Source organism: Acrocarpospora macrocephala, from assembly GCF_009687865.1.
GTDB classification, from domain to species: Bacteria; Actinomycetota; Actinomycetes; order Streptosporangiales; family Streptosporangiaceae; genus Acrocarpospora; species Acrocarpospora macrocephala.
The window spans coordinates 1-12,353 of record NZ_BLAE01000066.1 but is presented as its reverse complement, the minus strand read 5'-3'; the positions used below and the strand labels follow the sequence as shown (position 1 = coordinate 12,353).

At 71.1% G+C, this 12,353-nt stretch carries 11 protein-coding genes; 2 read left to right on the top strand and 9 right to left on the bottom strand.

Features of this window, described 5'->3' with window-relative positions:
• Positions 1-48 precede the first annotated feature (48 nt).
• The 3 genes from Amac_RS42175 to Amac_RS42165 are packed head-to-tail and all read right to left on the bottom strand — an operon-like array spanning position 49 to position 1,638.
• On the bottom strand, positions 49-324 hold the full coding sequence (locus Amac_RS42175) for a DUF6510 family protein (RefSeq protein WP_155360053.1): 276 nt from the start codon (positions 322-324) through the stop codon (positions 49-51).
• A 1-nt stretch (position 325) separates the two neighbouring features.
• A complete protein-coding gene (locus Amac_RS42170; RefSeq protein ID WP_218041618.1) occupies positions 326-1,039 on the bottom strand; it encodes a ferredoxin reductase in 714 nt (237 codons plus the stop codon).
• Positions 1,039-1,638: a sulfite oxidase-like oxidoreductase gene (locus tag Amac_RS42165; RefSeq protein WP_155360051.1), complete on the bottom strand. Its 600-nt coding sequence runs from the start codon at positions 1,636-1,638 to the stop codon at positions 1,039-1,041. Before Amac_RS42165 ends, Amac_RS42170 begins: the two co-directional genes overlap by 1 nt.
• Positions 1,639-2,442: 804 nt before the next feature.
• Here Amac_RS42165 and Amac_RS42160 point away from each other — a divergent pair.
• Positions 2,443-2,634 carry a DUF5999 family protein gene (locus tag Amac_RS42160; RefSeq protein WP_155343456.1) on the top strand — a complete coding sequence of 64 codons (192 nt, stop codon included), beginning with the start codon at positions 2,443-2,445 and terminating at the stop codon, positions 2,632-2,634.
• A 23-nt stretch (positions 2,635-2,657) separates the two neighbouring features.
• Here Amac_RS42160 and Amac_RS42155 read toward each other — a convergent pair whose 3' ends face one another.
• From Amac_RS42155 to Amac_RS42140, 4 genes are all read right to left on the bottom strand, one after another.
• Positions 2,658-3,863 carry an RNA polymerase sigma factor gene (locus Amac_RS42155; RefSeq protein ID WP_155360050.1) on the bottom strand — a complete coding sequence of 402 codons (1,206 nt, stop codon included), beginning with the start codon at positions 3,861-3,863 and terminating at the stop codon, positions 2,658-2,660.
• On the bottom strand, positions 3,863-4,207 hold the full coding sequence (locus tag Amac_RS42150) for a YciI family protein (RefSeq protein WP_155360049.1): 345 nt from the start codon (positions 4,205-4,207) through the stop codon (positions 3,863-3,865). The genes Amac_RS42155 and Amac_RS42150 overlap by 1 nt, the downstream gene beginning before the upstream one ends.
• Before the next feature lie 85 nt (positions 4,208-4,292).
• A complete protein-coding gene (locus tag Amac_RS42145) occupies positions 4,293-4,775 on the bottom strand; it encodes a hypothetical protein (protein ID WP_155360048.1) in 483 nt (160 codons plus the stop codon).
• Between the two features lie 177 nt (positions 4,776-4,952).
• A complete protein-coding gene (locus Amac_RS42140; RefSeq protein ID WP_155360047.1) occupies positions 4,953-6,317 on the bottom strand; it encodes an FAD-binding oxidoreductase in 1,365 nt (454 codons plus the stop codon).
• A gap of 127 nt (positions 6,318-6,444) precedes the next feature.
• On the opposite strand from Amac_RS42140, the gene Amac_RS42135 reads away from it, so the two are divergent.
• Positions 6,445-9,738 (top strand): ATP-binding protein, encoded by a 3,294-nt coding sequence (locus Amac_RS42135; RefSeq protein WP_155360046.1) that lies wholly within the window; start codon positions 6,445-6,447, stop codon positions 9,736-9,738.
• Here Amac_RS42135 and Amac_RS42130 read toward each other — a convergent pair.
• Positions 9,665-10,327 (bottom strand): SanA/YdcF family protein, encoded by a 663-nt coding sequence (locus tag Amac_RS42130; protein WP_155360045.1) that lies wholly within the window; start codon positions 10,325-10,327, stop codon positions 9,665-9,667. The two genes, Amac_RS42135 and Amac_RS42130, sit on opposite strands and share 74 nt — an antisense overlap.
• Before the next feature lie 9 nt (positions 10,328-10,336).
• A complete protein-coding gene (locus tag Amac_RS42125; protein WP_246269054.1) occupies positions 10,337-11,791 on the bottom strand; it encodes an MFS transporter in 1,455 nt (484 codons plus the stop codon).
• Positions 11,792-12,353: the final 562 nt, after the last annotated feature.

Genomic DNA, 12,353 nt, shown 5'->3' with positions numbered 1-12,353 from the left:
CGGGTCTTGCGCCTGGCGCAAGCCGTGGTGAATACCCCGTAAACCCTATTAACTCCGCGTTTCCGGCATCGGGATGCGCAGCGAGACCGCGCCGCGCAGGTCGAGCCAGGCCGCGTCCGGGGTCCTGACCAGGCGCAGCACGACCTCCTCGCAGCTGGGGCAGCGGGCGACCAGGCCGGGCTCGGGGCCGTACACCTGCAGGGCGGCGACCGGGCCCGCGGCGCCGCAGCCCGCGCAGGTGCCGATCGCGGCGGTCACGTCGACCGCGAACAGCTCGCCGAGCGGGCCCGCCAGCGCGTTGCCGTCCAGGTAGTCGATGGACATGTCAGCCTCCAGTGGGTCCGAAACGTTCGGTTCTGATGCGGTCCGGGGCGTGGCCGAGGGCGATCAGATGGTCGGCGGCGGCCTCCACGAACCCGGTCGGGCCGCAGACGTAACTGTCGATGTCCGTGGACGCTCCGGTCAGGTCGGCCTGGGTGATGCGCCCGGGAGGTCTGGCCCAGCCGTCGGGGGTTTTGCGGGTGAACAGGTAAGCGATGTCCAAGCCGGGGTCGGGATTGGCCAGTTCGTCCAGGTAGAAGCGCTGATCGGGTTCCCGTACCGAATAGATCAGGCGGAACGGCGCGGAGCTGCCCGCCGCGCGGCGAGCCCGGATCATGGCCATCAGCGGCACCACGCCCGAGCCGCCCGCCACCAGCAGCACCGGCGTCGTGTGGTCCGGCCGCCAGACGAACCACCCGCCGACCGGCCCGCGGATCTCCACCTCGTCGCCGACCTCCAGGATCTCCAGCAGGTACGGCGAGACCTCCCCGTCGGGGACCAGCTCCACCGTCAGCTCGACCCGATCCCCCTGCTCCGGCGCGGCCACCGAGTAGCTGCGCTCGGTGCTGTAGCCGTCCGGCGCGGTCAGCCGCACGTCCACGTGCTGACCGGCCAGATGCCCCGGCCAGCCCGGGATCTGGAAGACCAGCGTGCGCGCGGTGGCCGTCTCCTGGCGGATCTCGACCAGTTTGGCCACGCGCCAGGGCAGGCGCGGCATCAGTCGCCCTGGTAGCGCTGCTCGCGCCACGGGTCGCCGTAGTTGTGGTATCCGGCCGTCTCCCAGAAGCCCGGCCAGTCCTCGTTCATCAGCCGGATGCCGCGCACCCATTTCGCGGATTTCCACAGGTACAGGTGGGGCACCAGCAGCCTGGCGGGCCCGCCGTGCCGGGGCTCCAGGTCGTCGCCGTCGTATTTGTAGGCGATCCACGCCTTGCCGTCGAGCAGGTCCTCCAGCGGCAGGTTGGTGGTGTATCCGCCGTAGGAGTAGGCCAGCGCGTATTCGGCGCCCGTCTCGACGTTCTCCATCAGCACGTCCAGCGACACGCCCTGCCAGCCGGTGCCGAGCTTTGACCATTTCGTCACGCAATGCAGGTCCACGGTGGGCGTCTCCGACGGCAGCGCCAGCAGCTCCGGCCAGGACCAGCGATGGGTCTCCCCCAGCTCGGTGTCGATCGCGAACTCCCACCGATCGAGCCCGATCCGCGGCGTCGGCCCCGCCGACAGCACCGGGAAGTCGTGGGTGAGGTACTGCCCCGGCGGAAGCTTGACGTCCTCTTCCCGCCGCCGCCCAAAGAAGCCACGCGAAACGATTCCCATGATTCCTCCCAAGACCACGATATCCGGCCGGTCCCGGCGGCTTCCGGTGCCAGACCCACGTTGACCTTGTCTTGACGCGTCTGGGATTCCCCGTCTCCTGCGCGCCGTCGGGCGGAGATCGGGACCATGGCCGGATGTCCAGATAATGCGGCTTCCAGGGGGCTATTTCGGCCACATGGCTGTAGCCGTTGGCCAGGGGCAGGTGGCGGGGGTGATCAGCTTGACGACAGTCATGTGATCACCCTGGCGTCCTGTTGGGTAGATCTTTCAAAATGCCAGGTCAAAGGGGTTGTATAGCCCTTGCCTCGCGTTAGACTGACATTGCGTCATCGCGCAGGATCCTTTACCTGGATAACCGGAGCCTGACCCTCAGAAGCGGGATTACGGGCGAGCCCTATGCCGTTGACAAAGAAGTACACAACTCAAACCACGCCGCAGCGGCTGGCCGATCGCCACGCTGCACCGCGCTAGGGCGGTGAACACACCCGCCACCCCCGGTAAGGGGATGGAAAGCGCAATGAAAGCAAACTGTCAGCGCCGCGGCGCACTCTGAACTTGCGAGACCGGACGACGACCCGGAACCCGGAAAAATACGACGAAAATGTCAGTGGGGACTGGGACACTCTAGACGTACGGATCGCCGTATACCACCGAAGAGGACGTGATGAGGATGGCACAGATCAGGCTCCGGCCTCGGCCCAAGCGGCCGACCCGGCTCGCCGCCGCCGACCTCCGCACGCCATCGGGCCGCACGTTGCCCTACTGAACGACCAAACCTGGAGAAACCCGAGAAGGACCAAGATCATGTGCAACCACCAGCCGCACTGCCCGTCCCCGTACGCACCCGACCGCGAGGCCGCGCACGTCACCGCCGCCCACCCGGAACAGGGCTGGAGCCTGCTGTGCAACGGCGTCATCCTGTTCGAGGACACCGGCCTGCTCATGCCGGACCGTTCCGTGATGACTCCGCACCGAGGCACCCTGGTCGCCGCGTGAACCCCGTCGCACAGGCCGCGCCATCAGTCATCGACGCGGCCTGAGGCCTGGCTAAGGCCCTTGCGCAGGAACTCGCGCTCCACCTCGTTCCCGGTCCTGGCCAGCGCCGCCTCGTAGGCGGCCACCGCCTCGTCGTCCCGGCCGAGACGACGCAGCAGGTTCGCCCGGACCGCGTGGAACACGTGATACCCATCGAGACCCAGCCCGTCGACGAGGCCCAGCGCCTCTCCGGGCCCGGAGACCTCGGCCACCGCGACCGCCCGGTTGAGCTCAGCCACCGGCGAAGGCGCTACGACCATCAGCTGGTCGTACAGCCGGAGGACCTGCTCCCAGTCGGTCCCACCCGCATCCGTGTGCACGGCGTTGATCGCCGCCTGAATCTGGTACGGCCCCGGCTTGCCCCGCCGCAGGCATCGCCTGACCAGGATTCGCCCTTCGGATATCAGCGCGGAATCCCACCGGCTCCGATCCTGCTCGCCCAGCGGCACCAGCTCGCCACCGGAGACGCGCGCGTCCCGCCGGGCTTCGATGAGCAGCATCAGCGCCAGCAATCCCAGGGCCTCAGGCTCGTCAGGCATCAGCTCGGCCAGCACCCGCCCCAGCCGGATCGCCTCCCCGCACAGGTCCTCCCGCACCAGGCGATCGCCCGAAGTCGCGAAATATCCCTCATTGAAGATGAGGTAGATCACCGCGAGGACCGCGCGCACCCGGTCGGGCAGATCGGCCTCGCGCGGCACCCGGTAGGGAATGCCCGCGTCCCGGATCTTGCCCTTGGCCCGGACCAGACGCTGCGCCATCGTCGGCTCCGGCACCTGGAACGCGTGCGCGATCTCCCCCGTGGTGAGCCCGCCCAGCAAGCGCAGCGTCAGCGCCACCTGGGCCCCCGTGCCCAGCGCCGGATGGCAGCAGATGAAGATCAGGCGAAGCCGTTCGTCGCGCACCGCGCCCTCCTCCACCTGCTCGGCCTCGGCGCTCAGCAGCGCGGCCTGCGCGTGCTTGGCGTCCCTGGCGGCCTCCCTGCGCAGCCGGTCGACGGCCCGGTTCCGCGCGGTGACGATGATCCATCCGGCCGGGCTGGGCGGCACGCCGCTCTCCGGCCAGAGCCGTACGGCCGCCGCGAACGCGTCCTGGACCGCCTCCTCGGCGATGTCGAGGTCGCCGAAGACGCGGGCCAGGACGGCCACCGCGCGGCCGTACTCGCCCCGGAAGATCCGGTCGATGTCGTGCATCAGCCCTCGTGGACGGGGCGCACCTCGATCGGCAGCGTGGTGATCCGGCCGAGCTTGCCCGCCCAGCCGAGCGCCGCGTCCAGATCCTCGGCCCGAATCACCGTGAAGCCCCCCAGGTGCTCCTTGCCCTCGACATACGGGCCGTCGGTGAGGAGCAGGTCGCCGTCCTTGGCCTTGACCACGGTGGCGGTGCTCGCCGGGTGCAGCGCTCCGGTGAAGACCCACGCCCCGGCGTCCCGCAGCTCCCGGTCCCACTCCTCGACCCCGCGCATGATCGCTTGCAGGTCGACGTCGGGCGGCGGGTCGCCGTCGGGCTGGTAAACGCTGAGCAGGTATTGCTTCATCTCTGGCCCCTCCTCGTTCAGCTTCTCACCCCTTATACGAACGGCCCGCGCCCGGATCGACATCGGTCAGCCGTGTAATCGATCTCTACGCGCAGGCGTCCGCCTGGCGCCTGTCGATGACAATCCGCTCAACCGAATTCTCTGCGTACTCCGCGTACTGCTCTGCCGACAGCCTGTACCGCCAGCGGCCGTCCTCAAAGACGAACTCGTGGATGACGGTTCCATCGGTTGTGGCGACGTTAACCTCCGCTACGTCCCCCGCCAGCCGAACAGATTCCACCGTGTGCCGCACCCCGTGGTCACTTGGAGGGCACAGCTCCTGCAGTCGCGCATAGTCCGGCGGCGTGATGAGGCCATGGGCCGACATCGACCACATCTCACGGAACGTTTCGTAGTCCCCAGCCGAGTAGGCGTCGAACGCCCGCGTCGCGGCCGCTCGCGCCCCCGCCTCTGATCGCTCCTCGGAGCCGCCGCTCGCATGCGGACCCGAGTAGGAGGTCCGGCCGCCAGCGGGAGTCTCGCCGGCCGGCGCAAGCGCGATCATTAGGGCGACCACCGCACCGATCACTACCGCACCACCGAGGACAACTGCCAAGGCAGCGTTAGTTCGCGAAGACATTGCGACTCCAGCAGGGTCATGGGATTTCAGGGACCAGCGGGCACGAGCCGGCTACGGCAGTGAGCGCGGGATCTCCCATGAGACCCCGCGCTCATATCTACCGTAGAAGGCTGATATTGCCGCCCATCAGCCGAGAACCGGGTGGTTGCTGCGGAAGACGCCCTGGGGGTCGCGGCGGCGCTTGATGTCGCGCAGCCGGTCGAGGGTCTCGGCGGGGAAGGCCGCTTCGGCGGGGACGTCGTGGCTGAGCAGGGTGAAGGGCCGGCGGCCGCTCAGGGACGGGGCGACCGCGCGGGCGATGGCGCGCTGGCGTTCCTGGATCGGGCCGGCGAGTTCGGGGAAGGGCAGGATGCCGAGCATGAACAGCAGGTAGGGCTCGGTCAGGTGGCCGCAGGCGCCGTCGGTGCCGGCCGGGCGGCTGAGGGCGCCGCCCAGGTGCCGTACCTGGAGGACGGCCAGCGGGGCGACGGTGCCGGGGCCGGCGGCGGCCAGCAGCGCGGAGGAGGTCTCCTCGTCGAAGCGGTCGAAGAGTTCGGTGCGCAGCAGGGCGACCGTCGGCTCGGTGGGCTCGGCGCAGATGTCGCCGAGGTCGGCGATGTTCACCTGGCCGCGGGTGTCCATGATCACGCCGGGGATGCGGTCGAAGGCGGCCAGCAGGTCGGCGGCCGCCGCGGTGGCGCCCAGGTACGTGACGTCGATGGCGACGGCGGACAGGCCGCGCAGGAAGTCGGGCAGTTCGGGGAAGGGCGGGAACTGGATCAGCGTGAACCAGGTGCTCAGCTCCTCGGGGGCGGTGGCGGTGACCTCGCGGAAGGCCGCCATGACCTCCTGGGCGCGGGCGGCCGGCCAGAGGATGCGCCCGCCGTACAGCTCCGGGGCCGGGAACAGGTCGAACTCGACGCTCGTGACCAGGGCGAAGTCACCACCGCCGCCGCGCAGCGCCCAGAACAGGTCAGGATCGGAGTCGGCGGTGACCCGCTGCGGGACGCCGTCGGCGTCGACGACCTCGAAGGCGTGCACGTGGTTGGCGGCGAAGCCGTGCTTGCGGCCGAACCAGCTGAGGCCGCCGCCGAGGGTGAAGCCGGTGGTGCTCACATAGGTGGTACTCCCGGCCAGACCGGTCAGCTGGTGCTTGGCGGACTGGGCGAGCACGTCGCCCCAGAGCGCGCCCGACCCGACCTTCGCCCGGCGCTGATCGGGAAATATCTGGATATCGGATAGGTTCTTGGTTCGCACCAGGATCGCGTCGTCGAAGCTCGCCGGGGCGTGGCCCAGCGGCTGGGTGGCGAGGCCGATCCCGGCCTCGCGGGCGTATCCGACCAGCGCGGCCACGTCGGCGGCGTCGGCCACCTCGACGACCGCCTTGACCCGCTGCTCGACCGCCGAGTCCCAGGCCGCCCGCGCGTCGTCGAAACCGGAGTCGCCGCTGACGAACACCCGCCCGCGCACGACACGGCGCAGATCGGACCGGAGGGCGCTGAAGTCGTTCATGGTTCTCCCCTGAAAGGTCTTTGTGTGACTTCAGGGTGCGTGGGGGCGTTTGTAGGCTTCCTGGAGGCGGCTTGGACACGGTCCAAGCCACTTCCAAGCCGTTCACGACCGGCCGTACGCTTCATCCATGAATCCGCTGGAGTTCCAACTTTTCGGCCCTTTTGAGGTGGGGAGGGCCGACGGCGAACGCCTCGATCTGGGGCCCCGCAAGCAGCGCGCGGTGCTGGCCCTGCTGGCGTTGGAGCCCGGGCGGATCGTGTCGATGGACCGGCTCATCGACGAGCTGTGGGCGGACACGGTTCCCTCCAGTGCGATCGGAACGCTCCAGGCGTACATCTCGCACCTGCGCCGCGTGCTGGAACCCGGCCGCGCCCCGCGGACCCCGCCGGCGATCCTGCTGACCCGCGAGCCCGGCTACCTGCTCGCGGTCGAACCGGAACAGATCGATCTGGTCCGGTTCACCGCCGGGGTCGAGCAGGGCCGCCAGGCCCTGTCCCGCAAGGCGTACGGCGAGGCGCTGGACGCCCTGGACCGCGCGCTGGCCACCTGGCGCGGCGAACCGCTGGCCGAATTCTCCGCCTACGGCTTCGCCCAGCCGGTGATCGCCCGGATGAGCGAACTGCAGGCCTCGGCGACCGAGGACCGGTTCGAGGCGCGGCTGGCCCTCGGCGACACCGGCTCGTCGATCGCCGACCTGGAGCGCCTGGTCGAGGCGCACCCCTATCGGGAACGGCTGTGGGGCCTGCTGGCGATGGCGCTGTACCGGGCCGGGCGGCAGGCCGACGCGCTGGCCGCGCTGCGGCGGGCGCGGGCCCGGCTGGCCGAGGACCTCGGCCTGGAGCCGGGTCCTGAGCTGCGCCGGGTGGAGCAGGCGGTCTTCGACCAGTCGGTGACCTTGGAGGCGCAACCGCCGCCGAAGGCCGTCACCGCCGGCCTGATCGCCAGGGAAGCCCAGCTGCGCCGGATCGCCGACCGGCTGGCGGAGGCCGCCCGTGGCCAGGGCGGTGTGCTGCTGGTCGCCGGGGAGGCCGGCATCGGCAAGACCCGGCTGGCGCAGGCCGCCGCCGACGCGGCCGGGGTGCGCGTGGTGTGGGGGCGCTGCGTGGAGGCCGACGCGGCGCCCGCGTTCTGGCCCTGGCTGCAGGCCCTGCGCGAGGTCGGCGAGCGGGCCGCCGACACGGTCAGGCGGCTCACCTCCGGCTCCGGCGACCCGGCGGCCGACCCTGACGTGGCCCTGTTCGACCTGCACGAGCGGGTGCTCGGCACGCTCGCGGCCGAGCCCGTCATGGTCGTCCTGGACGACCTGCACTCGGCCGACGCCGCCTCGCTGCGGCTGCTCAGGTACGCCGCCAGGGAGCTGCACCGCAGGCCGATGCTGGTGCTGGCCACGCTCCGCCCGGAACCCGGCCGCGAACCGGAGCAGCTGGCCGACACGCTGGCCGCGCTGGCCCGCGAACCCGGCACGGAACGCCTCCGGCTGCCCCCGTTCAGCCCGCGCGACGTGGCCGCCTACCTGGGCGGCGCCGACCCCGCCCTGGCCGCGGCGCTCTACCGGCGGACCGGCGGCAACCCCTTCTATCTGGGCGAACTGCTGCGCCTGCTGGACGGCGAGCGCCTCGACCAGGTGCCGGAAACGGTCCGCGACGTGATCTCCCGCCGGGTGGCCCGGCTGCCCGAACCCACCCAGGACCTGCTCAGGACCGCCTCCGTGCTCGGGCGGGACGTCCGGCTTGACGTGCTCGCGGCGGCGGCGGCCATCCCGGCCGAGGACGTCATGGCGCGGCTGGCGCCCGCCGTGGCCACCGGCCTGCTGGCCGAGACGCCCGACGGTTTCGACTACCGGTTCTCGCACGTGCTGGTCTGCGACGCGCTGTACGCCGGGCTGGACCGGCTGGCGAAGGCCAGGCTGCACCTGCGGGCGGGTGAGGCGTTGGAATCGACCGGCGGCGAGTCCGCCCCGCTTCCGGTGCTCGCCCACCATTTCGCCCTGGCCGCCCGGGTCGGCGGGGCGGCCAGGGCCGTCTCCTACGCGGCGCGGGCCGCCCGGCAGGCCACCGCCCAGCTGGCCTTCGACGAGGCGGTCGAGCTATGGCAGCAGGCGCTCGCCGCGTACGGGCCCGGGGACCCGGCCGAACGCGGCGCGCTGCTGATCGAACTGGGCCGGGCCCGCAGGGCGACCGGCGACGTCATCGGCGCGCACGCCACCCTGGCCGAGGCCATCGACCTGGCCGCCGGGATCGGGGACCGGACCGCGATGGCCGAGGCCGCGATGGTGTTCGGCGGGGTGACGGTGTGGAACTGGCGCTCCTACGGCACGGTCGACGACCGTATGGTGGCCGTCCTGGAGGACCTGCTGGCCGGGGAACTGCCGGCCGAGCAGCGGGCCGCGCTGCTCGGCACGCTCAGTCTCGAACTGCACTACGGCCCGCGCCGCGCCGAAGGCGAACGCCACGCCGCCGCGGCCGTCGAGATCGCCCGGCAGAATGGCGATGTAGCGCTGCGGGCCAGAACCCTGAACAACTACATCAACGCCGCCTGGGTGCCCGGCGGCGGACGCGACCGGCTGGCCGCGGCCGAGGAGATGATCGCCCTACCCGGGCTCACCCGGTCCGCCGAACTGGTCGCCCGGATCATGCGCATGACGGCGCTGCTGGAACTCGCGGAGGTGGCCGAATGGCACGCGGAGCTGGCCCGGTGCCGCCGCCTGACCGCCGAGGTGCACCAGCCCGACCTGGTGGCCATGGTGTGGCTGGCCGAGTCCACCCGGGCCGCGATGGCCGGGGAGTGGGCCGAGTCGGAGCGGCTCACCGGCGAGTACGGCCGGCTGCTGAGCCGGACCACCATGTGGGGGCTGGAAGACTGCCGGCTGGCCACCCTGTTCACCAGCCGCCGGGCGCGGGGCCAGGCCGGGGAGATGGCCGCCGGCCTGGTGGCCACCGCCGAGCTCCCGGTGCACGCGCCGATGCGGCCGCTCGCCGTACTGGCCACCATCGACGCCGGTGACGAGGCCGCGGCCCGGCGGCTGACCGGGCGCTGGGCGGGCTGGCAGCCCTCCGACTGGAGCACCCGCTTCGTCACGGCGGGCTGGGGCATGGTCGCCGCCCGGCTCGGCGCGCCCGACCCCGAGGTCATGTACGAGCGGCTGCTGCCGCACGCCGACGAACTGGTGGTGATGGGCAGCCAGGTCGTCTGCTGGGGCGCGACCCACCAGATCCTGGCCGACCTGGCCGCTGGGCTCGGCGACCCCGGCCTGGCCCGCGACCACGCGGAGCGCGCCCTCGCCGCGCACGAGCGCCTGGGCCTCACCGCGCTGACGACGCCGCGGACGTACGCGCTGGGCCAGGCCCTCACCCAGACGCGATCGCCTGATCCAGCGAGGTTTCGTAGCGGCCGAGGAATTGGGGATCCGAGCGCAGGATGACGGCGTCCAGGAAGCCCTTGCCTGAGGCGAAGAACTCGCGGGCCGCGTAGACGTAGGTGGTGCCGCGGAACGCCTGGGAGGAGTCGTCGCCCACGCCGTACGCCTCCAGGCCCGCCGTCCGGCACAGGGTCACCGCCCGGGGCAGGTGGAAACTCTGGGTGACGACCGTCACCGCGCTCGCGCCGAAGATCTTCTTCGCGCGGACGCAGGAGTCCCAGGTGTCGAAGCCCGCGTAGTCGAGCACGATCTTGTCCTTGGGCACGCCTTTGGCGATCAGGTAGTCGCGCATGACGGTCGGCTCGTCGTACGCCTTGATGTGGTTGTCGCCGGAGACGAGGATGGCCTTGATCTTGCCCTGGGCGTACAGCGTGGTGGCGATGTCGAGCCGGGAGCCCAGCATCGGCGTCGGGTGGTCACCCCAGATACCCGCGCCGAGCACCAGCGCCACCGGCGCGGCGGGCACGCGCTCGACCCAGTCGCGGGTGACCGCGTCCGTCCGGTACGGCGAGCTCACCAGCCACGCCCAGGTCATGGGCGCGATCGCCAGCACGCTCAGCCCCACCGCCACCTGGAACGCTAATCGCTTCATAGCTGAATGCTAGAGAGAACCCGGGCCGAACAGGTCGTAAAGCGCCACCAGGAGGGCGATCAGCACGAACATCGTCGACGTCAGCATGCCGAGCTGGAACGCGGCCGCCCAATCGCCGCCGGAGCCGGCGAGGTGGGCGAAGAACACCGCGCCGACGGTGGCGATGCCCGCCGCGCCGCCGATGCGCTGCCCGGTCTGCAGCACGCCGCCCGCGCTGCCCGCGCGGATCACCGGCACCTGGCTGAGCGTCAGCGTCTGGTTCGGCGTGATCACCAGGCCGCTGCCCAGGCCTGCCAGCAGGAGTGGGCCCGCCGTCGCCCAGCCCACGTGCGGGCCAGGCACCTGGTGCACGGCCCACATCGTGCCCAGCAATCCCGCCGCCACCATCAGCAGCCCGCCCGCGACCATGGCCCGGCCTAACCGGAGCACCAGCCGGCCGCCGACGGCCGCCGAGAGCGCGGAGCCGAGCGCGAACGGGGTCGAGGCGACGCCCGCGAGCAGCGCTGTGTAGTGCAGCCCGTTCTGCAGGAAGAGGGTGAAGGTGAAGAAGACGGCGGTGAATCCGGCGAAGTAGCTCAGCGAGAGCAGCGCGCCTAGCCGGTATTCGCGAATGCGGAACAGGTCCATGTGGACCAGCGGCTCGATCCCTTTCGCGGCACGGCGCTCCCAGCGCACGAACACCACGATCAGCAGCAGCCCCACGGGTTCGAGCAGCCATTTCTGCCATCCTGGCCACATACGTTCCTGCAGGAAGGGCAGCAGGATCAGCATCACGGCCGTGCCGAGCAGCAGGGTCCCCACCGGGTCGAACCCGCGCTGCCTCGCCTCGGCGGCCGGTTTCGCGACCGGGTGACGCGCGGGAAGCAGCCGCCGCGCCAGCACCAGCGCGGCCAGCCCGATCGGCAGGTTCACGTAGAACACCCACCGCCACCCGTCCGCCGCCCCGAACACCTGGATCAGCACCCCGCCGAGCAGCGGCCCCACCGCCGTCGACAGCCCGACCACCGCCCCCTGCATCCCGAACGCGCGCCCCCGCTCGGCCCCGGCGAACAGTTCCTGGATGAACCCGGACACCTGCGGCATCATGATCCCGCCCGCCACGCCCTGCACCAGCCGCGCCCCCACCAGCCACCACTCGTGCTGCGCCGCCCCCGCCGCCGCGCTGGTCACCGTGAACAGCGCCACCCCGATCATGAACACGGCCCGCCTGCTACGCGCGTCCCCCAGCCTTCCCGCAGGGACCAGGGCCAAGCCGAACGTCAGGGCATAACCCGACAGCACCCACTGCAGCGCACTGTCCGAGGCGTGCAAGCTCGCCTGAATGGACGGCAACGCCACGTTGACGATGCTGATATCCAGCAATGTCATGAACCCCGCCACCAGGCAGACCGTCAGCGCCCGCCACCGCCGGGGATCCTGCCCCGGCTCGTACGCATCCTGCCGCCCAGCGGGTGGACTACTCACACCATCAACCTCTCACCACCACCCCCTTACAAACATCCAACGATCACCGTGGACCTCCCACCCACCCTCCGGTTTCTTCCCGGCTCCGCCCGCCCCCGCCGTCGCCATGGCCGCGATGGTTCTCCCGCCCACCCTGGGAGCGTCCTCATATCCGGGGTCGGCGAGAGCGACCGGCCCTTCCATGGTGAACGCGCCCAAAGGGCCGAGGATGCCGTGCACACAGCCTGCTCAAAGTCCTGCTCACAGCCTGCTCGAACGCGGCGATCCGATGCCGATCAGCTCGTGATCTTCAGCGGTTCCTTGTGATCTTCTGCGGGTCACTGTCTCCGCACCCATGGTGCTGATCTGACCGCGCTCGTGGGATGAGGGTGGCCGGTGGCGTCTGCCTGCAGGCGTGTGTCGTCCTCCAAGCGGGGGGTGGGTCCGGGGTACGCGGCCGGAGTCGGGTGTGACACCCCGGTCTATGCCGCGGTTGGGTGCGGTATCGCGGGCGATGCCGGGGTTGGGTGCGATGCCCGGGGCGGGGCCGCAGTTGGGTGTGATGTTCGGGGCGGGGCGGGGG